The organism is Enterobacter sichuanensis, assembly GCF_002939185.1.
GTDB classification, from domain to species: domain Bacteria; phylum Pseudomonadota; class Gammaproteobacteria; order Enterobacterales; family Enterobacteriaceae; genus Enterobacter; species Enterobacter sichuanensis.
Genome location: NZ_POVL01000002.1, coordinates 1 through 19,099, shown reverse-complemented (window position 1 = coordinate 19,099; position 19,099 = coordinate 1). Strand labels below are relative to the sequence as shown.

Below are 19,099 nucleotides of genomic sequence, written 5' to 3'. Positions count from 1 at the left end.
TCAGCAGAGATTATAAGAAAAAAATGTGATAAAACTTTCCGGACACAACGCAAACGATTTCACATTACTCTAATTAGGGTCGACGGTCATGATCCCACAGATTTCTCAGGCACCTGGCGTCGTTCAGCTGGTGCTTAATTTTTTGCAGGCACTGGAGCAACAGGGTTTTACAGGTGATACCGCCACGAACTATGCCGACAGGCTGACGATGGCCACCGATAACAGTATTTACCAGCTTCTTCCCGATGCCGTCGTTTTTCCTCGTTCAACGGCCGATGTGGCGCTGATTGCCCGGCTCGCCACGCAGGAGCGCTTCGCCTCGCTGGTCTTTACGCCGCGCGGCGGCGGCACCGGAACCAACGGTCAGGCGCTGAACCAGGGCATCATTATTGATATGTCGCGCTATATGAACCGCATCATTGAGATCAATCCTGAAGAGGGATGGGTGCGGGTCGAAGCGGGCGTGATCAAAGATCAGCTTAACCAGTACCTCAAACCGTACGGCTACTTCTTCGCACCTGAACTCTCCACCAGTAACCGCGCCACCATTGGCGGGATGATCAACACGGATGCCTCCGGCCAGGGCTCGCTGGTCTACGGCAAAACCTCCGATCACGTACTGGGCGTGCGAGCGGTTCTGCTGGGAGGCGATATCCTCGATACCCAGCCGATGGCGGTGGAGCTGGCGGAAACGCTGGGCAAAGATAACACCGCCAGCGGGCGTATTTATCGTACCGTGCTGGAGCGCTGCCGCGACAACCGACAGCTGATCCTCGATAAATTCCCCAAACTGAACCGCTTCCTGACCGGGTACGACCTGCGCCACGTCTTTAACGATGACCTGACCCAGTTTGATTTAACCCGCGTGCTGACCGGCTCCGAAGGGACGCTGGCGTTTATCACCGAGGCGCGGCTGGATATCACCCGGTTGCCGAAGGTGCGTCGCCTGGTGAACGTCAAATATGACTCGTTCGATTCCGCGCTGCGCAATGCGCCGTTTATGGTGGAAGCCCAGGCGCTGTCAGTGGAAACCGTTGACTCTAAAGTGCTCAATCTGGCCCGGGAAGATATCGTCTGGCACTCCGTTAGCGAGCTGATTACCGACGTGCCGGGTAAAGAGATGCTGGGTCTTAATATCGTGGAATTTGCCGGCGATGACGCAGCGCTTATCGACAGCCAGGTGACCACGCTGTGTCAGCGACTGGACGAACTGATTGCCCATGGCGAAGGCGGCGTGATCGGCTGGCAGCTCTGTAACGATCTGGCCGGTATCGAGCGTATCTACGCGATGCGGAAAAAAGCCGTGGGGCTGCTCGGCAATGCCAAAGGGGCGGCGAAGCCGATTCCGTTTGCCGAAGATACCTGCGTTCCCCCTGAGCACCTGGCGGATTATATCGTTGAGTTTCGCGCCCTGCTGGACAGCCACGGCCTGAGCTACGGCATGTTCGGCCACGTGGATGCCGGGGTGCTGCATGTGCGTCCTGCGCTGGATATGTGCGACCCGCAGCAGGAGATCCTGATGAAGCAGATCTCCGATGAGGTGGTGGCCTTAACCGCCAAATACGGCGGTCTGCTGTGGGGCGAACATGGGAAAGGGTTCCGCGCGGAATACAGCCCGGCGTTCTTCGGTGAACAGCTCTATGCGGAGCTGCGTAAGGTGAAGGCGGCTTTCGACCCGCATAACCGCCTCAACCCGGGTAAAATCTGCCCGCCAGAAGGTGTCGATGCCCCGATGCTGCAGGTGGACGCCGTCAAGCGCGGCACCTACGACAGACAGATCCCGATTGCGGTGCGTTCCTCCTGGCGCGGCGCGATGGAGTGCAACGGCAACGGCCTGTGCTTTAACTTTGATGTCAAAAGCCCGATGTGTCCGTCGATGAAAATCACCAGCAACCGTATTCACTCGCCAAAAGGGCGGGCGACGCTGGTGCGCGAGTGGCTGCGCCTGCTCGCCGACCGCGGGGTTGATCCGCTCCGGCTCGAGCAGGAGTTACCGGAAAAACGCGCCAGCCTGCGCTCGCTTATCGAGCGCACCCGCAACAGCTGGCATGCCAGCAAGGGCGAGTATGATTTCTCCCACGAGGTGAAAGAGGCGATGTCCGGCTGTCTGGCCTGTAAAGCCTGCTCCACCCAATGTCCGATTAAAATCGACGTGCCGGAATTCCGCTCGCGTTTCCTGCAGCTTTACCACACGCGCTATCTGCGTCCGGTGCGCGACCATCTGGTGGCGACGGTAGAGAGCTACGCGCCGCTGATGGCGCGAGCGCCAAAGACCTTTAACTTCTTTATTAACCAGCCGCTGGTGCGCAAGCTTTCCGAAAAGCATATCGGGATGGTCGATCTGCCGCTGCTCTCGGTGCCCTCTCTTCAGCGCCAGCTCGTCGGGCATCGCTCGGCGAACATGACCCTGGAGCAGCTGGAGGCACTCACCCCTGAGCAAAAAGCGAAGACAGTACTGGTGGTGCAGGATCCGTTTACCAGCTACTACGATGCAGAGGTGGTGGCGGACTTCATCCGCCTGTCAGAAAAGCTGGGCTATCAGCCGGTGGTCCTGCCATTCTCGCCTAACGGCAAGGCGCAGCACATTAAGGGCTTCCTGACGCGCTTTGCGAAGACCGCGCAGAAAACGGCTGATTTCCTGAATCGCGTGGCGCAGCTGGGGATACCGATGGTCGGCGTCGATCCGGCGCTGGTGCTGTGCTATCGCGATGAATATAAGCAGACGCTGGGCGACAAGCGTGGCGATTTCAACGTGCTGCTGGTGCATGAGTGGCTGCCTGGGGTCCTGGCAGACAAAGCGGTTCAGGATGTCAGCGGTGAACCGTGGTACCTGTTCGGCCACTGCACCGAAGTCACCGCGCTGCCTGGCGCACCCGCCCAGTGGGCATCTGTCTTTGCCCGGTTCGGCGCGAAGCTTGAGAGCGTCAACGTGGGCTGCTGCGGAATGGCCGGCACCTACGGACATGAAGTGAAAAACCATGCCAACTCGCTCGGCATCTACGAGCTGTCCTGGCATCAGGCGATGCAGCGTTTGCCGCGAAACCGCTGCCTGGCGACGGGCTACTCCTGTCGAAGCCAGGTGAAACGGGTCGAAGGTAACGGGGTACGCCACCCATTGCAGGCTTTGCTGGAGATTATTGGATGATCTGGAAACGCGCTGTCACGCTACAGGCGTTAAACGCCATGGGCGAAGGGAATATGGTCGGGCTGCTGGATATCCAGTTTACCCGCATCGGCGAGAACGATCTGGAGGCGACCATGCCTGTCGATCACCGCACGCATCAGCCGTTTGGCCTGCTGCACGGCGGCGCCTCCGTGGTGCTGGCCGAAACGCTGGGCTCGGTGGCGGGGTATCTCTGCACCGAAGGGGAGCAGAAGGTTGTCGGGCTTGAGGTGAATGCTAACCACATTCGCTCGGTGCGCAGCGGGCGCGTGCGCGGTATTTGCCGTGCGCTGCACGCCGGTAGCCGTCATCAGGTGTGGCAGATCGATATTCTCGATGAGCAGGACCGTCTGTGCTGCTCTTCGAGGCTGACGACGGCGGTGGTATAAATTTTCCTGATGTTTTTGCAATCGGTCAAAAACTAGCCAGCAGGTTGTGGTATACTGGTCAGGTTTTGTACATAAGCGAGGACATCATGGATACTGAAATAACCCCAACACAGCTGGCAATTGAATATTTACGTCGCGATAAGAGCAACCTGTCTCCGGCGCAGTACCTGAAAAAGCTGAAACAGCTTGAGCTGGAATTTACAGATTTGCTGGCGCTCTCTTCGAATGAGCTGAAAGAAGAGATCTATTTTGCCTGGCGGTTGGGCGTTCACGTCCATTGAGAGCGTAAAAAGGCCGCAACCGCGGCCTTTTTTGTCTCCGGAATTCAATATTTAGCGGGCAGTTTATTGATTTTAATGAGCCGGCCCTCTTCCATTTCGATAAACCCCCCGGTTTTTAAATCCGCGAGGATCCGCATCACGCCGCTGCGGGAAAGCTGGGTCTTGTCGCGAATGTAGCGCTCAGCGGTAATCCCCTGGCGATAAGACTCATCTTCATTCATCAATAACATCAGCTGCTGGCGGATCATCTCATAGGCCGTTGGGGCGCCCTTCGGCATGACGGTGTTGTAGAGCCGGTTGTACATAAACATCAGATGGTTTGACAACAGCCCCCATAGCGCCTTCTCCTGAATGAGGACGTTGAGCTCCCGGGTAGGCAACAGGCCAATTTTGCAGGGGGTCACCGTTTTCAGGTAGTCGTCAAAAAAAATGTCATTCAGGTTGGCCACACCAAAAAACGCCGGGCTTTTCGCCGTCGACAGCATCAGATTGTCGTTGCGTCGGTAAATGGCCACGGTGCCTTCCAGGATCAAATAACTCATCCCCTGACCGTTGACCACCAGATCCAGTTGCTCCCCGCGACCGGTGTTACGAATCGCAGAGTAAGGTTGTAAGTGCGTAATCAGCTCTTGTGCATAAGGGGAGCCACGTCGTGGCTTTTCTGTGGTGGACATAACCTGAACCTGAAAGAATCATCTTTCTGATTATAGCGTTACTCGTTTTCGCCAGCACCACCTGGGTCAGTATTTCCTCGGTAAATGGTGTATATCAAGCAGCACGCCGCGCTCCATTGTAATGTACTGCCCGGTGCGAAGTTCGGCCAGGATCCGCATAATTCCGCTGCGCGACAGCCAGGTTCGACTCTGTATATACGCAGCCGCCGTGGTGTTCATCCGTATTGCTTCCGGCTCCTGCATCAACTCCACCAGTTGAAACCGGATGATGTCATAGGCCGACATCTGTGAGATCCGCGAGCAGTGTTCGTAGACCCGGGAGGCGGTATAGATCAGCAGATGCGAAAAGGGTTCCCACAAATTGTGTTGCGCAATCGTGCTGTTAAAACGTTCCAGCGAAACGGCCGCGAGTTCAGAGGTTTCCAGCGCCCGGACGTACAGATGTTCTGACGAGAACTGGCTGCTGACGCCGAGAATAAACGGCGAGGATTCAGAATTTAATACAATGCCATCTCCCCGACGGTGCAACGCCACGCTGCCCTGCAGAAGTAAAAAACACTGACGATCGTCGTGATGGTAATAGTGAACCACTTCCCCTCTGGACAGAATGCGTCTTTCTGTCAGGGGAAGAAGAGTATTAATTAATTTCTCGATGTGCTTATAGGGTTTTGCAGTCAGCACCGGGTTTTTTTCAATATCGACTTCGGGAGCCATTCGGGTGTTCATCAGAGACCTCACTTACGGATGCGATCATTTTTTGATCGGCATAAAGAATTATCTTAAAAAACAGCGAGTCGTGGAATGTTTACGGCAGGTCTAAAAATAGACCGCAAGATGTTGTAGTACTAATTATATGAATTTTAAGGTTGTCTTTTACGGGTCTAAAAGTAGACCCGTAATAATGGCATTGAGATAATTCTAAAGAGAATTGTTTTAATTTTGTTAAACCTGAGTCTACAGCTAGACCTCAAATAGATTGTGCGTCGAAAAAGAGTTGTATAAATTTTACTCGTCGGCAGGCATAACCCGGAATGTTTAAGCTGAGCTATGAAGCGACGTTATTTAATGGGCACCTGACAATATATAAATGACAAGGTGAGGTGGCGGTGAACAGCTTTAAACCGCTTTGTCTGGATTTCTGTAATAAATAAAGTGATACAGGATTTACTTATGAAAAATAAAATGATGATAGCAATGCTGGCAATCGGCTCCACTCTGGCAACGACGCACGCTTTTGCCGCAGCCGGTACCGTTAACTTTAACGGTAATATTCTGGATTCCGCCTGCGATGTGGATGTCGCGTCTCAGAATCAGGTCGTGGTATTAGGGGATTATTATAAAACGGAGTTCCCAACCACCGGCGCCAGAACGGCAGCAACGCAGTTTAATATTGTGTTGAAAAACTGTCCGGTGACGGTGACCAGCGCCAAAGTGCGTTTTGATGGTACGCCGGATGCCACCAATGCCAGCCTGCTGGCGATTGATTCGTCTGCGGCGGGTGCGGCGACCGGGGTAGCCATTAACCTGATGACGGCAGATAAGGCGGATCTCCCGCTTCATGGCAGCAACAGCTACAGCTATGTGCTGAGCAGCACGGCGGATAATACCCTGAGCTTCTATGCCCAGTATATTTCCACCGCAGCGGCAGTCACCGCCGGCCCGGCAAACTCTGTCGCTAACTTCTCAGTGATCTATAACTGATATTTTGCAGAATCATTAAGGGGCCAACCCGGCCCCTTTGTTGTATGAGGTTTATCATGCGTTTTATCACCACGACAGGACTGGCCCTGGCGCTGTCTGCGCTCACGCTGACCACAGCCAACGCTGGCGTTATTATTGGCGGCACCCGCCTCATCTTTGATGGGGCTAAAAAAGAAGCGTCAATAAGCATAAATAACCCTGACAGTACGCCCTATTTAATTCAGTCATGGATAGATATGCAGGAAGGGAATTCAGGTAAAGCGCCTTTTATTATTACACCGCCATTATATCGCCTGGATGGCGGACAAAAAAACATTGAGCGAATTGTAATGACGGGTGCATTGCCACAGGAACGGGAAAGTCTGTTCTGGCTGAATATTAAAGCGATTCCGTCGGCATCAAAACAGACGAACTCCCTGCAAATTGCAGTGAAAACCCGCATCAAACTGATTTACCGGCCTGAAGGTCTGCGGGCGTCAACACCAGAGGAACAGGCCAATAAATTAACCTGGCAACGAACAGGAAATAACCTTGAGGTCAAAAACCCCACGCAATACGTCATTAATTTTAATGAAATTACGCTGGCGGGGAAAAAACTGGATGACGTGACGTACGTTTTACCCGGCGCTTCAGCCCGGTTTGCATTACCGAATGAAGTAAGGGGAAATTCACTCACGTTTAAAATCATTAATGACTATGGCAGTCCCGGCGTTTTACACCAGGCCAGTTTGTAATGTGTTAGCAAACGGCAACGCCCGTATTTATCAGGTAATTCGTCATGACAGTAATAAACAGGATGCGGCCTGCACGCCTGGCGACGTTTATCGCCCTGGCGTTTGCCGGATCCTCTCCGACGCTCTGCGCCAGTGTGGCTTTTAACACGGATCTGATAGAGCTGGATAATCCCGGCATGGATAAAGCCGATCTGTCGGCTTTTGAATCAGGCTCTCAGGCGCCGGGGAACTACCATGTCGATATTATTGTTGACGACGCGTTAGTGGAGACGGGGGATATTCGCTTTACCGCAGGCAAAAACGAGAATGGCGATGAGTCATTGCAGCCGTGCCTGAGTATTGAGCAATTAAAGCGCTGGGGGGTTAAAACCGCATTATTTCCCGCACTCAGTGCGGAACCGGGCGAATGTGTCAATCTTCAGGCGATACCGCAGGCCAGTGCGGATTTCCAGTTTAGCGCCCAGCGCCTTGTGCTCAGCATCCCTCAGGCAGCCATCGACCTGCCGGCGAGAGGCTATGTACCGCCGCAGATGTGGGATGAGGGGATAACCGCAGCCATGCTCAATTACAGCCTGAGCGGGGCGACCAGCCGGGCGAAAACGGGCGCGGGGGCAAGCAGCAACAGCCAGTATGCGAACCTGCGTCCGGGGATCAATATCGGGCCGTGGCGTTTACGCAACTACACCACCTGGTCGCGGGATCCTTCCGGCAAGGATCAATGGGACACGGTCTACAGCTACCTGCAACGCGCCGTGATCCCGCTGAAAGCGCAGCTTACCGTCGGGGACAGTTCCGCCCCGGCGGATGTGTTTGACAGTATGCCGTTTCGCGGCGTCCAGCTGGCGTCGGACGATGACATGCTGCCGGATTCCCTGAAGGGCTATGCGCCTGTGGTACGCGGGATCGCACGCACCAATGCCCAGGTGGTGATCCGCCAGAATGGCTATCAGATCTACCAAAGCTATGTGGCGCCGGGCGCGTTTGAGATTAGCGATATGTACCCCACCGGCGGCGCGGGCGACTTAGACGTGACCATCAAAGAGGCGGATGGCAGCGAGCAGCATTTCACGCTGCCGTATGCCTCGGTACCGGTATTGCAGCGCGAGGGACGGCTGAAATATGCCCTCTCCGCGGGACAGTATCGCGCCTATAACAGCAGCGTGGAGAAAACCCCGTTTGGCCAGATCACCGCGATTTATGGCCTGCCGGATGGCATTACGCTCTATGGCGGCGTGCAGGGTTCCGGCAAGTACCAGTCCCTGGCGCTTGGGGTAGGTAAAAACATGGGCGATTTCGGTGCGCTTTCCGCGGATATCACCCAGGCCTGGTCATCACCGGCCGATACCGCAAAAACGCAGGGGCAGTCCTTGCGCGCGCGTTACAGCAAGAACCTCCTCAATACCGGCACAAATTTTTCCATTGCAGGATACCGCTATTCAACCCGTGGCTATTACGGGATGCAGGAAGTGCTGGATTCCTTCGGGGACAGCGGCGCACTTCAGGAGAGACGGCGCAATCGCGTGGAGCTGACGATGAGCCAGACGCTGGGTGGAAACCTGGGCGCGCTGACGCTGAGCGCCGCACGGGAGGACTACTGGAACGCCGATAAATCAATGGCGTCATGGAGCGTCGGTTACAACAATTACTGGCACAACATCAGCTATGGCGTGACCTGGACATTCAGTAAAAACGGCAGCCCGGCGTCATCCGGTAGCGGGGGTACGAAATCTTACGATCGCGACCAGCTTCTGGCGTTTACCGTCAGCGTGCCGCTGGACAAATTTCTGCCGCAGACGTGGGCCAACTATGGCCTGAACGCCAGTCAAAATAATGGCACAACACACAATCTCGGCATGAACGGGGTTGCTCTCGAAAACAGCGCCCTGAACTGGAATATCCAGCAGGGTTACGGCACCGATGGCGTGGGTTATACCGGCAATATGAACGGCGACTATAAAGGCACATACGGCGAGGTCTCGGCGGGCTATGGCTACGACACCAGTAGCGAGCGCCTGAATTATGGCTTACAGGGCGGCATCCTTGCGCATGCTGACGGCATTACGCTGTCGCAGCCGCTGGGGGAAACCAACGCGTTAATCAAAGCCCCTGGCGCGCACGGCGTCAATATACGCAATCAGGCTGGCGTGCGGACGGATTTCCGGGGCTACACGGTGGTGAATAACCTCTCCGTGTACCGAAAAAACGATCTCGCCCTCGATCCTGAAAATATGCCTGATGATTTGGAGCTTGAGATCAATACGCGCACGGTCACGCCGACACGCGGTGCGGTCGTGAAAGCCGATTACCTCTCTAAAGTGGGGCGCCGGGTGCTGATGACCTTAATGGACAATAACCGTTTTGTGCCGTTTGGCGCGGTGGTCACGCTGGAGGGTGATGCCAGCGCCAGTTTTATCGTCGGCGATCGCGGTCAGGTCTATTTAACCGGCCTGCGTGAACAGGGCACCGTTCTGGCGACATGGGGGACGCAATCCCACCAGCAGTGTCGGGCGGATTTTAATCTGCCGAAAGGATCTCAGTATGGTGGCATCGCTGACATAAGCGTCACGTGTCGCCAGGAGCATTAATATGAAGTTTATCAACGCTATGTTACTGCTGTGTTGTCTGTGCGGCTGGCAAGTGGCCAGGGCAGGGACCTGCACCACTATTACGCCGCAGCTGTCGACGCTGTCGGTGGGAACCATTAATGTTCAACGTGATACGCCTGTCGGCACGGTGATTTTTTCCGGCACGGGAAGCATGACAGGCAGCTATCTGACAGGGTGTACCAACCCGTTAATGCTGGGTTTTAGCATGCGCTATAACAATGCCACGCTGAGCAGCTACGGCAATCATGTGTATAACACCAACGTCAGCGGCATAGGCATTCGGTTTTCTTCAAATGCCTATTTCGAGAACCCAAGCAATACATTCTCTTACAGTGCGCAGACCTCTTATGTGGACTGGTATGGCGGCCGGGTCGAGCTGGTGGTGACCGGCCCGGTGTCATCCGGTGCCTTAACGCCGGGGGTCATCGGCGTGGTCACGCTCCAGGGCAGCGACGGGGTTTATCGTGACGGGCTGACCGAGCAACTTACCGGCGGAACCATCAACGCCCTGGCATGCACGATCAATACGCCACAGCTGACGTTCCCGCTTGGTGATATTCCGGCATCCGCCTTTGGCACCGTAGTGGGGACCACGCCGGGCGTGGCGCAGAATACACAAAATCTGGGATTAACCTGCAGCGCTGGCACCAATATTACGGTCTCGCTCAGCGGAATACAGAATCCAGACAGTGCAAATACCAGCGTGATGGCCTTAACGGGGCAGGGGAGTGCCGGTACGGCAAAAGGTGTCGGCGTGCAGCTTTTATATAACGGTACGCCGCTGGCATTAAATAGCCGTCTGTTATTAAAACAGTCTGCGGGGGGACAAGAGACGCTCCCGTTAACGGCGCGTTATTACCAGACCTTAACCTCCGTCGAGTCCGGCTCCGCGAATGCCTCCGCCACGCTTAATCTGACGTACCAGTAACAGGTGGAGTGATGAAATTACATTATCAGCGTGGGCTTATCCTTCTTTTATTCTGCGGGCACGCGTTCGCGGCTGACAGCGTGAATCTTGGCGTCACGGGAAATATCGTTGCCTCGCCCTGTATCTTTAACGGCGGGAGCACCAGTATGGATATTAATCTTGGGAATATACAGGCCACCAATATGGCGACGCCGGGGTCATCATCCGATCCCGTGCCTTTTAACCTGCTGTTTACCCAGTGTCCGGCGGGAACCCGTAGCGTCACGGTCTCGTTCACCGGAAGCCCCGATCCGCTCGCCGGGGCGGACTACTATCTGAACAGCGGCTCGGCGACAAACGTGGCGGTCGCCATGCGTGAGGCCGGAACAGGGACGCTAAAGGGAACAGGTTCCAGCATAACGCAAACTATTGCGGCAGACAGAACCGCCACGATGGCTATGCAGGCGTCGGTCAAATCGGTTAGCGGCGGCGCGACGCCGGGGAGTATCAGTGCAGTCGTTGTGATGACGATGCAATATAACTGAGATGTCAGCGTTGACGTTCCTCACTCATTAAGGACAGTGGTACTTGCTATGTTGAATATTCTTATTCAGGAAGCCGATCAATTTTTTCGCAGCGGACTACAGCGTTTTTTTATAGATTTCTTTTTGCGTAATTTTAAACAGCCGATCCACTTCGCGACGCAATTTAGCCATGAAAACGTCAGCACTGCCGATATTATCGTGCTCTCCCTCTGTAAAGGGGAGACGCTCACCTGTATTCCAGAATTACAGGCCCGCCAGAAAGGGATCGTGTTAGGACTGGTGGAGGATGCGCTGGGCGTTTCGGCATTTAACGCCTGTTTCCAGGATATTCTTTTTATTCCGCGTAATGTCTCGCTCGATAGCCTGAGCGAGATGCTTTTTCTCGCCTGGTATCGCACGCAGGCGCCCGGTTATATCTGGAAAAAAATAAGCTGCTGTGAGTGCCAGTATAAAATATTATCACCTCAGCAAATTCGCATTATGGTGAATTTTTACCGGGGGCTATCGGTAGTGCAGGTGGCCCGGGCGCTGGAGATGAATGATAAAACTGTCTTTACGCATAAATATATGATGATGCAGAAATTTAATCTGCGAACGGATTTTGAACTGATTGCGCTGATTCGCAAAATGGTAGAGAAAAAGAGTTACCCGAACCTGCTGCGTGACTATCTGGTCAATCATTACGGGGAATGTGTTCCCTTGATGCAGTGAATTACAAAACATAGTGCACGGTTATGCGCCTTTAGAATAGCGAGCGCGTCATGGTACTTTTTATGCTTTATAAAATGACGCCTTCGCTATGCATATTCATAAAACTATCAAGCCGCTTTTTTTTACTAAGTTTCAGTGCGTTGGGCCAGAGTGCTTAATGTCATGCTGTCGTGGCTGGACGATCAATATTGATAAGAAAACCCACCAGAAATATCTCCTCTCCTCACACCCGGGTATTGCCGCCATTGCCAAAGAGAATCTCATCCTGCAGCGCAAGGGCAAGAGCAGCTATTCCAGAATCAGGCTCAACGAAAACGGGGACTGTCCGTTTATCGATGAAAACAAGCTCTGCATGGTACACCGTGATTTAGGGGAAGAGGCGCTGTCGCCTACCTGCAGTATCTATCCCCGCAATTCAACCCGCTATCAGGATGAGACGCGACATACGATGACGCTCTCCTGTCCGGAAGTGGTGCGACGTGTGCTGTTTGACCCGGATGCCATGCTGCTTCAGGAGCAGGATGAGCTCGTGGCGCGCTATAAAACAAACCTGATTGGGCAGCGCCAGTCTGCTTCGCAGACGCAGCAGGTGATCCATCTCTTTGCCTGGAATATCATCCAGTCGCCATCCCGTAACATTGAAGAGAATTTAATGGCGCTGGCACAGTTTATTCTCTGTCTTCAGCACGTTAACTTTGATTTGCATAATAGATTTTCGGAAGTGGAACGTTTCTACGACGCGTTACTGACTGAACTACAAAGCGGAAAATCGCTGATGGATTCCGGTAATCTGGCCCGTTCAAACGCGATGAAATATCTTGCGCTGTCGGTAATGGGAACCAACGTGGCGAAAGATTCGGCCCGGGACGGTTTTATTCTGGAAGGGCATCAGCACATTGCCGCGTATCTGAATATTGCTGGTTCAGACGACCCGGCCGAACTGGAGGCAAAGTTCGACAAGATTAATCAGCAGTGGCATACACTGTGTGAGGATTCCTGTTTGTCAGAGCCTTATGTGTTACGCAATTATCTGCTGTATAAACTCTACAGCAGCTATTTCCCCGGCAAAAACACGGCAACCATCATGCGACAGTTTTATCGTATGGTGCTCGACTTTTTCTACGTCAAATGCATTCTCAGCGTAAAATCGATGCAGGGTGAAATCGACCAGCAGGTGGTGATGAAAACCATCGCCAGCCTGTCAGAAAAGACCATGCACAATACGACCATTGATGCGCGCATGGACTTTGCAATCGATAAAATCAACGGCGGTGATGATTTATCCTGCCTGCTGTTAATTGGATAAACACGCAATGTGTCAGAGGCCCACGCTGTGAGCCTCTTTTTACTTACACATTCACTGCGCTAATCAACCGGGTCTTCATCGTTTGATAGGCAGACGCCGCATAGTCCTCAGCCCAGCGCTGGTCCTCAATAGCCTCCAGTTGCACCGCGCAGTACTTCGTTTCCGGCGTTTTGGAGATGGGGTCGAGATTATCCTGGGTCAGCTCGTTGCAGGCGCCGATCCACCACTGATAGGTCATGTAGACGGCCCCGGCGTTGATGCGCTCGCTGATGCTGGCGCGGGTAATCACTTTGCCGCGACGCGAACGCACCCAGACCAGCTGCCCGTCAGTGATGCCCCGTTTGTCCGCATCGGCAGGGTTCAGTTGCACCCGACCGGGCTCGTCGGCCAGGCTTTGCAGCGCGGCGCAGTTACCGGTCATGGAGCGGCAGGAGTAGTGTCCTACTTCGCGCACCGTACAGAGCACCAGCGGGTAATCGTCATCAGGCGTTTCTGCCGGCGCGCGCCACGGCGCGGCAAACAGTTGCCCCTTACCGGTTGGTGTGTCGAACTGATTATCTTTGTACAGGTACGGTGTGCCGGGGTGATCCAGCGTCGGGCACGGCCACTGCACGTGGCCCATCTCGCCCATTTTTTCATAGGTTACCCCGTAGAAAAGCGGGCACAGCTCGCGCATCTCATCCCAGATCTGCTGGTTAGTGTCATAGTGCATGGGGTAACCCATCTCGGTGGCGAGCAGGCTGATAATCTCCCAGTCGCGCTTCACGTTGCCGCTGGCCTCGATGGCTTTGCCGAAACGCTGGAATCCCCGGTCGGCACAGGTAAAGACGCCGCCGTGTTCACCCCAGGAGGTTGCCGGGAGCAGAACGTCCGCCACTTCCGCTGTTTTGGTCATGAAGATGTCCTGAACCACGACAAAATCGAGCGCTTCAAAACCGCTGCGCACCAGCCCGAGATCGGCCTCCGTCTGCAGCGGATCTTCCCCCATGATGTAGTAGGCCTTGATCTTGCCTTCCAGCGCCAGGTGAGGTACTTCGGTGATGCGCGTCCCGACCCGATCGTCCATCGCCGCAACGTCAATCCCCCAGGCGTTGGCGAACTTCTGCCGAACGGCCGGATCGGTGACGTCCTGATAGCCGGGGAACATATTGGGCAGCACGCCCATATCACAGGCCCCCTGGACATTGTTTTGACCGCGCACCGGTCCGACGCCGACGGCAGGACGACCGAGATTACCGGTCAACAGCGCCAGGCTTGCGAGCCCTTTGACCACATCAACGGCCTGACCAAACTGGGTGACGCCCATCCCCCACATCACGGTAGCGGAAGGGGCCGCCGCGAAGGTACGCATCGCCTGACGCACCTCACGGGCGGGGAGGCCGGTGAGATGTTCCACACGCTCTGGCGCATAGTCTTTTACCGTCTGCCGGTAGGCCTCAAGCCCTTCTGTAAAGCGTGCAACGTAGTTTTTGTCGTACAGCTCCTCTTCAAGCAGAACATAGCCAAAGGCGTTCACCAGCGCCATGTTGCTGCCGTTTTTGAGCTGCAGATGCTGATCGGCAATTCGCGCCGTTTCAATGCGCCGCGGATCGCAGACGATAATTTTTGCGCCGTTTTCACGCGCTTTCAGCACGCGCCGGGCAACGATAGGGTGGGAGTCTGCGCAGTTATAGCCAAACACCAGCAGACATTTTGAGTTCTCAATATCGTTGATGGAATTACTCATCGCGCCATTGCCGAGCGTCTCCTGAAGCCCGGCAACGGATGGACCATGACAGACGCGCGCGCAGCAGTCCACGTTGTTGGTGTTTAGCACCGCACGGGCAAATTTCTGCATCACATAGTTTGTTTCATTGCCGGTTCCACGGGAGGAGCCGGTGGTCATAATTGACCGCGGTCCGTGCTGCGCTTTAATGCTGCTGAGCCGGTGAGCGGTGTAACGGATAGCCTCTTCCCAGGTAACGGGGGTGAATGGCTCGCCTTTGTGGTAGCGGATCATTGGCTGGGTCAGGCGTGGGGTGAGCAGACGGGTATCGTTGAGGAAGTCCCAACCGTAAAATCCTTTCAGACATAAGGTGCCCTGGTTTGTTACCCCCTCTGCCGCTTCGGCACGGATGATACGGTTATTTTCTACGACAAGGTTTAATTTACAGCCTGCACCGCAGTACGGGCAGACGCTGGCGATCTTTTTCATCAATAACAGACCTGTTAAGAAATGAAGCAAAGTTGACTGGACAACCCAGTCCCGTACGTGGCGTTAAGCAGGAAGCGTGCCAGATTGGCTTTGCTGGTATTACAGGGTGTTATGCGGGGCGTTACGTGTCATCGTCAGGCTGTTCGTCAGTTTTGACGATGACACGTCGGGGGCGTGGCAAGCAGGAATTCAGAGATCGTCCATCGTGTAACCCACCACGATTTCCAGCGTTTTACGAATGACGTCCGCCTGAACCACGTCGTTGGTGGCTTCCAGCGTCTGAATAAGCCATAAGATGATCGCTTTATTAGACAGGTGACCCTCGGAGGCCAGAACACAGCGTACTGCAGTAGAAAAAATAGCGGACTCTTCAGCAAAACGATCGCCTGCGTGACGGAAATATTCCGCCAGCGCACTGTCTAAAAAAGCAGAGTGGTATTCGGGTTGAAGCTGAATATTTTGTCTCATTTGTTCTCACCGTAGCTGTTAAATTGCAGTCAATGTATTTTTTTGGGGTCGGACGGTTTTCCACTTCCAAATAACGGCACTACATTGTCTCTTTTATCGTTGAGAGGTCCCTCTCTGTTCGTTCGTCCTTGTGCGGTTCTGCGACGTGTAAAGGCGAGATTATTTGTGCCGATGTCGGCAATCACCTTCGCAAGTGTCTCCCGCCGCCGGGGATCCTTTTCACAGGCTTTCATCGTCCGCAGACGCTGTAGCAATCCTTCGGTTGTCACAGGCCCCCGCTCTTTCAACAGAGAGAGAACGGCTTCACCGATAAGCTTGTCGATCAGACTGTCTGCGTCACTGCTGTTCATAACCTTACCGTTCGAAGAGCAGACCAAGCAGCATGTGGTAATGCTCTTCCTCTTCCGGCCCATCCGCGTTCTCGAGTCGGCTGAGCAGTTTGGTACAGAGCGATTTGCGATTGAGGTTTCGCCCGTCGCTGAGAATTTCTACTACCACCTGACCCAGCGTCTCCTGTTGGGTCGGAAGGGCGGCCTTTTCGAAGTACTGTGCGATCGCTGCTGCGGAATCTGTGGCGTAACCTTTCTGCTGCATGTTTCGCTCCTGTAAAATTTTGTAATCACTAACGTTACATTTAAGGTATACACAATTTCAAAATCTGTACACTTAAAATGTACAAATTTTTAATGTTTTTATGATATATTTAATAAATTACTTTATTATCATATAGTTATGATGGTGTCGCGAAGCGGTAACGTTACAGGATATATTGTACAAAAAGTTCTGGCGCTGGTAAGTTGTACAGCAGAGAAAAAAATCACATTAACTGCTGTAAATGATTGAGATGTAAATTATTTGTAGGGCAATTAATGTGCTATAAATGAAAATTACCCACGTCTTTCGTGGCCAAAACCCTAACCCCAGGAATAGCATGCTCACAACCATCATTTACCGCAGTCATATCTGCGAGGACGTTCCAGTGAAAGCGCTGGAAGCCATGGTCGCTGCTGCAAATCGTAAAAACCGGCAATCCAATGTCACGGGGATCCTGCTGTTTAACGGCACACATTTTTTTCAACTGCTTGAAGGGCCGGTGGAGCAGGTAACTTCCATCTATGAGCAGATCTGTAACGACCCGCGTCACCATAACGTAGTGGAGTTAATGCGCGATCACGGTCCAGTCCGGCGTTTTGGTAACGTGGGCATGGAGCTGTTTGATCTACGCCAGTTCGACAGAGATGAGGTGTTGCAGCAGGTGCTCAACAGGGGAACGACCCGTTACCAGCTGACCTACAACGACCGCCCTCTGCAGTTTTTCCGTACCTTTATCGAAGCGACTGAAAAATCGAACTACTTTGAACTGCCGCCTGCGGATTCATGGGATTTTGTCACCGAAGAAACACCTTTGTCCGCGCAACCTGAAGTGGTCGCGAAAGGGGCGGATTGCAGCTTCGCCTTCCAGCCGATAGTCGATCCGTTTATGCAGCAGGTCGTCTCCTGGGAGGCGCTTCTCCGTACCCCCGACGGCGGCGCACCTGGGGTCTATTTCGCCAACCGGCCGCGTGACGAAGTGTATGTCTCGGATTTGCAAAGCAAACAGGTCGCGCTTTCCATGGCCAGCGCGCTGGGGTTACAGGGCCAGACGTTATCTCTCAACCTGCTGCCCATGACGCTGGTTAACATTCCCAACGCCGTGGATTTCCTGCTTACCGCGATTGAAGCCAACGGGTTTGTGCCCGAGCAAATTGTGGTGGAGTTTACCGAAAGCGAAGCCATTTCCCGCTTTGATGAGTTTACGGATGCGGTCAGGCAGTTGAAAAGCGCGGGGATCAGCGTGACGATCGATCACTTTGGTGCCGGTTTTGCCGGGTTGCAGCTGCTGGCTCAGTTCCAGCCGGACAGAATTAAGATTAATCGCGATCTGGTTGCGAACGTGCACAAAAGTGGCCCCCGACAGGCCATTATTCAGGCGATCATTAAATGCTGTGCCTCGCTTGAGATTCAGTTCTGTGCGGTAGGCGTAGAGAAGGCGGAAGAGTGGATGTGGCTGGAGTCTGCAGGCATTTCCCAGTTCCAGGGGCACCTTTTTGCCAGCCCCCGGCATGGCGGGATACCGGCGATTGCGTGGCCGGAGAAGAGATTCGAAATCTGATAGGGTTGTACACATTTCGACGGACTTAACTGTACGACAGGCACATTTTATACAACAATGTATTAACAGGTGAAGGGCAACGTCGCCCGTTCACCTGAGCAAAATGTGGCCTTAATTATACAAATGGTTTGTACAATCTGATAAGGTTGGTGTAGTTAGGTATGGAAGTTCTGAGCGTGAGGGAGTTAATGGCCTATTACAGTATCGGCGAAGTGGCCGAACGATGCGGTATCAACCCCGTTACGCTGCGTGCCTGGCAGCGCCGTTATGGATTGTTGAAGCCGCAGCGCAGCGAAGGGGGTCATCGTCAGTTTGACGATGAAGATATCCTGCGTATTGAAGAGATCAAACGCCTGATGAAAAGCGGCGTTTCGGTCGGCAAAGTCAAAGCCTTGCTGGAAAACAAGGAAGTGTTGACGCAGGGCAACTGGCTCGCCTTCCAGGAAGAGATGATGACCGTACTGCGTTACGCCAGCCCGGCAAAACTGCGCGCCAAAGTCGGTGAGTTTCGTCGCGATCACCCGATGGATGCGCTGATTGACAATATTCTCTCTCCCGTCCGTCAGCGGATGAACCAGGATCAAAACACCGTGCGCCACATGGCGAGCCTGTTTGATGGCGTACTGATTGAATTCGCGATTGCAAGCCTGGCGGAGTCCCGCAAGAAAGCCGGTAAAGACGCGCTCCTGATTGGCTGGGAATGCGATGATCGCACCCATTTGTGGCTTGAAGCCGCGCGCCTATCGCAGAAGGGCTGGCACATTGACGTTCTGGCGGAACCGATTGATTCACCGCGTCCTGAACTGTTTCCCGGGCAAAAAATCTTCGTCTGGACGGGGAAATCCCCAACCCCTCGCCAGCAGGAGCAGCTCGATCACTGGCGTGAGCAGGGATTTGCGGTTTCATTTCATCAGTCATAGTCAGAGGCCTTAAGGGCCTTTTTCTGAATAAACCTCATTACCCCCCCGAACCGTATAAGTCAACTTGTACGACGCTCATTCCATGCATCTGAAAACTGAATATTACCATCAAGAATTCTCCAGGTGATTTTTTCATATTGAATGCTGACACTTTCAATGTGATTCATTGTATCGTTCCCCGCCAGCTTAAAATTCTAGAAAACAGCACTTTTAATCCCGCGTAGAATAAATGGTTAATATAATAATTCTATTCTTACTTACTTAAAGGAACTAAGAATGAGTTGGAATAAAGAAGCTGCAGTTTCGTATCTCCGTTCACTCGCTCTGGGGCGATCTCATAGTGAATGT

General features: G+C 53.6%; 18 protein-coding genes and 1 pseudogene. 12 read left to right on the top strand and 7 right to left on the bottom strand.

Annotated elements, in window-relative coordinates:
- Positions 1 to 88 precede the first annotated feature (88 nt).
- The 3 genes from ydiJ to C5687_RS01125 all read left to right on the top strand — a co-directional run bounded on the left by ydiJ (position 89) and on the right by C5687_RS01125 (position 3,833).
- A complete protein-coding gene (ydiJ, locus tag C5687_RS01135; protein ID WP_104556265.1) occupies positions 89 to 3,145 on the top strand; it encodes a D-2-hydroxyglutarate dehydrogenase YdiJ in 3,057 nt (1,018 codons plus the stop codon).
- Entirely contained in the window at positions 3,142 to 3,552 is a 411-nt protein-coding gene (menI, locus tag C5687_RS01130; protein ID WP_045285297.1) for a 1,4-dihydroxy-2-naphthoyl-CoA hydrolase, read from the top strand. Before ydiJ ends, menI begins: the two co-directional genes overlap by 4 nt.
- Positions 3,553 to 3,638: 86 nt before the next feature.
- The gene (locus C5687_RS01125) at positions 3,639 to 3,833 is read left to right on the top strand and encodes a YdiH family protein (RefSeq protein ID WP_003857766.1); all 195 of its coding nucleotides are present in this window, start codon (positions 3,639 to 3,641) and stop codon (positions 3,831 to 3,833) included.
- A 44-nt stretch (positions 3,834 to 3,877) separates the two neighbouring features.
- Here C5687_RS01125 and C5687_RS01120 read toward each other — a convergent pair whose 3' ends face one another.
- Both C5687_RS01120 and C5687_RS01115 read right to left on the bottom strand, forming a co-directional pair.
- Positions 3,878 to 4,507, bottom strand: coding sequence for a helix-turn-helix domain-containing protein (locus C5687_RS01120; RefSeq protein ID WP_104556264.1), 630 nt, complete (start codon positions 4,505 to 4,507; stop codon positions 3,878 to 3,880).
- A gap of 66 nt (positions 4,508 to 4,573) precedes the next feature.
- The gene (locus C5687_RS01115; RefSeq protein WP_104556263.1) at positions 4,574 to 5,233 is read right to left on the bottom strand and encodes a helix-turn-helix domain-containing protein; all 660 of its coding nucleotides are present in this window, start codon (positions 5,231 to 5,233) and stop codon (positions 4,574 to 4,576) included.
- Between the two features lie 444 nt (positions 5,234 to 5,677).
- Here C5687_RS01115 and C5687_RS01110 point away from each other — a divergent pair, with 444 nt between their 5' ends.
- The 7 genes from C5687_RS01110 to fliB all read left to right on the top strand — a co-directional run bounded on the left by C5687_RS01110 (position 5,678) and on the right by fliB (position 13,017).
- Positions 5,678 to 6,208 carry a fimbrial protein gene (locus C5687_RS01110; RefSeq protein ID WP_104556262.1) on the top strand — a complete coding sequence of 177 codons (531 nt, stop codon included), beginning with the start codon at positions 5,678 to 5,680 and terminating at the stop codon, positions 6,206 to 6,208.
- A gap of 56 nt (positions 6,209 to 6,264) precedes the next feature.
- Positions 6,265 to 6,942 carry a fimbrial biogenesis chaperone gene (locus C5687_RS01105; RefSeq protein ID WP_045285299.1) on the top strand — a complete coding sequence of 226 codons (678 nt, stop codon included), beginning with the start codon at positions 6,265 to 6,267 and terminating at the stop codon, positions 6,940 to 6,942.
- A 44-nt stretch (positions 6,943 to 6,986) separates the two neighbouring features.
- On the top strand, positions 6,987 to 9,527 hold the full coding sequence (locus tag C5687_RS01100) for a fimbria/pilus outer membrane usher protein (protein ID WP_104556261.1): 2,541 nt from the start codon (positions 6,987 to 6,989) through the stop codon (positions 9,525 to 9,527).
- Position 9,528: 1 nt separating this feature from the next.
- Positions 9,529 to 10,476 carry a fimbrial protein gene (locus C5687_RS01095; RefSeq protein ID WP_104556260.1) on the top strand — a complete coding sequence of 316 codons (948 nt, stop codon included), beginning with the start codon at positions 9,529 to 9,531 and terminating at the stop codon, positions 10,474 to 10,476.
- 11 nt (positions 10,477 to 10,487) lie between these two features.
- Positions 10,488 to 11,000: a fimbrial protein gene (locus C5687_RS01090; RefSeq protein WP_104556259.1), complete on the top strand. Its 513-nt coding sequence runs from the start codon at positions 10,488 to 10,490 to the stop codon at positions 10,998 to 11,000.
- Positions 11,001 to 11,048: 48 nt separating this feature from the next.
- Positions 11,049 to 11,711, top strand: coding sequence for a helix-turn-helix transcriptional regulator (locus C5687_RS01085; RefSeq protein ID WP_104556258.1), 663 nt, complete (start codon positions 11,049 to 11,051; stop codon positions 11,709 to 11,711).
- Between the two features lie 88 nt (positions 11,712 to 11,799).
- A complete protein-coding gene (gene fliB, locus C5687_RS01080; RefSeq protein WP_104556257.1) occupies positions 11,800 to 13,017 on the top strand; it encodes a flagellin lysine-N-methylase in 1,218 nt (405 codons plus the stop codon).
- A gap of 43 nt (positions 13,018 to 13,060) precedes the next feature.
- On the opposite strand, the gene fdhF is transcribed toward fliB, so the two are convergent.
- From fdhF to ycgZ, 4 genes are all read right to left on the bottom strand, one after another.
- Positions 13,061 to 15,211: a formate dehydrogenase subunit alpha gene (gene fdhF / locus C5687_RS01075; protein WP_104556256.1), complete on the bottom strand. Its 2,151-nt coding sequence runs from the start codon at positions 15,209 to 15,211 to the stop codon at positions 13,061 to 13,063.
- A gap of 189 nt (positions 15,212 to 15,400) precedes the next feature.
- Positions 15,401 to 15,679: a biofilm development regulator YmgB/AriR family protein gene (locus tag C5687_RS01070; protein ID WP_023327185.1), complete on the bottom strand. Its 279-nt coding sequence runs from the start codon at positions 15,677 to 15,679 to the stop codon at positions 15,401 to 15,403.
- Positions 15,680 to 15,708: 29 nt separating this feature from the next.
- Positions 15,709 to 16,029: a hypothetical protein gene (locus C5687_RS01065; RefSeq protein ID WP_047958359.1), complete on the bottom strand. Its 321-nt coding sequence runs from the start codon at positions 16,027 to 16,029 to the stop codon at positions 15,709 to 15,711.
- Positions 16,030 to 16,033: 4 nt separating this feature from the next.
- Entirely contained in the window at positions 16,034 to 16,273 is a 240-nt protein-coding gene (ycgZ, locus tag C5687_RS01060; protein ID WP_047958360.1) for a regulatory protein YcgZ, read from the bottom strand.
- 337 nt (positions 16,274 to 16,610) lie between these two features.
- Here ycgZ and C5687_RS01055 point away from each other — a divergent pair, with 337 nt between their 5' ends.
- Positions 16,611 to 17,831: a diguanylate phosphodiesterase gene (locus C5687_RS01055; RefSeq protein WP_104556255.1), complete on the top strand. Its 1,221-nt coding sequence runs from the start codon at positions 16,611 to 16,613 to the stop codon at positions 17,829 to 17,831.
- Positions 17,832 to 18,019: 188 nt separating this feature from the next.
- Complete coding sequence (locus C5687_RS01050; RefSeq protein WP_059385788.1) at positions 18,020 to 18,751, top strand: MerR family transcriptional regulator; 732 nt, start codon at positions 18,020 to 18,022, stop codon at positions 18,749 to 18,751.
- Positions 18,752 to 18,810: 59 nt separating this feature from the next.
- On the opposite strand, the pseudogene C5687_RS24965 reads toward C5687_RS01050, so the two are convergent.
- Positions 18,811 to 18,945: pseudogene (locus C5687_RS24965) on the bottom strand (type VI secretion system tube protein Hcp); the annotation flags it as partial.
- Positions 18,946 to 19,099: the final 154 nt, after the last annotated feature.

Coding starts and splice junctions, on each gene's coding strand:
- ydiJ (WP_104556265.1), top strand. CDS start 89: ATGATCCCACAGATTTCTCAGGCACCTGGCGTCGTTCAGCTGGTGCTT.
- menI (WP_045285297.1), top strand. CDS start 3,142: ATGATCTGGAAACGCGCTGTCACGCTACAGGCGTTAAACGCCATGGGC.
- C5687_RS01125 (WP_003857766.1), top strand. CDS start 3,639: ATGGATACTGAAATAACCCCAACACAGCTGGCAATTGAATATTTACGT.
- C5687_RS01120 (WP_104556264.1), bottom strand. CDS start 4,507: ATGTCCACCACAGAAAAGCCACGACGTGGCTCCCCTTATGCACAAGAG.
- C5687_RS01115 (WP_104556263.1), bottom strand. CDS start 5,233: ATGAACACCCGAATGGCTCCCGAAGTCGATATTGAAAAAAACCCGGTG.
- C5687_RS01110 (WP_104556262.1), top strand. CDS start 5,678: ATGAAAAATAAAATGATGATAGCAATGCTGGCAATCGGCTCCACTCTG.
- C5687_RS01105 (WP_045285299.1), top strand. CDS start 6,265: ATGCGTTTTATCACCACGACAGGACTGGCCCTGGCGCTGTCTGCGCTC.
- C5687_RS01100 (WP_104556261.1), top strand. CDS start 6,987: ATGACAGTAATAAACAGGATGCGGCCTGCACGCCTGGCGACGTTTATC.
- C5687_RS01095 (WP_104556260.1), top strand. CDS start 9,529: ATGAAGTTTATCAACGCTATGTTACTGCTGTGTTGTCTGTGCGGCTGG.
- C5687_RS01090 (WP_104556259.1), top strand. CDS start 10,488: ATGAAATTACATTATCAGCGTGGGCTTATCCTTCTTTTATTCTGCGGG.
- C5687_RS01085 (WP_104556258.1), top strand. CDS start 11,049: ATGTTGAATATTCTTATTCAGGAAGCCGATCAATTTTTTCGCAGCGGA.
- fliB (WP_104556257.1), top strand. CDS start 11,800: ATGCATATTCATAAAACTATCAAGCCGCTTTTTTTTACTAAGTTTCAG.
- fdhF (WP_104556256.1), bottom strand. CDS start 15,211: ATGAAAAAGATCGCCAGCGTCTGCCCGTACTGCGGTGCAGGCTGTAAA.
- C5687_RS01070 (WP_023327185.1), bottom strand. CDS start 15,679: ATGAGACAAAATATTCAGCTTCAACCCGAATACCACTCTGCTTTTTTA.
- C5687_RS01065 (WP_047958359.1), bottom strand. CDS start 16,029: ATGAACAGCAGTGACGCAGACAGTCTGATCGACAAGCTTATCGGTGAA.
- ycgZ (WP_047958360.1), bottom strand. CDS start 16,273: ATGCAGCAGAAAGGTTACGCCACAGATTCCGCAGCAGCGATCGCACAG.
- C5687_RS01055 (WP_104556255.1), top strand. CDS start 16,611: ATGCTCACAACCATCATTTACCGCAGTCATATCTGCGAGGACGTTCCA.
- C5687_RS01050 (WP_059385788.1), top strand. CDS start 18,020: ATGGCCTATTACAGTATCGGCGAAGTGGCCGAACGATGCGGTATCAAC.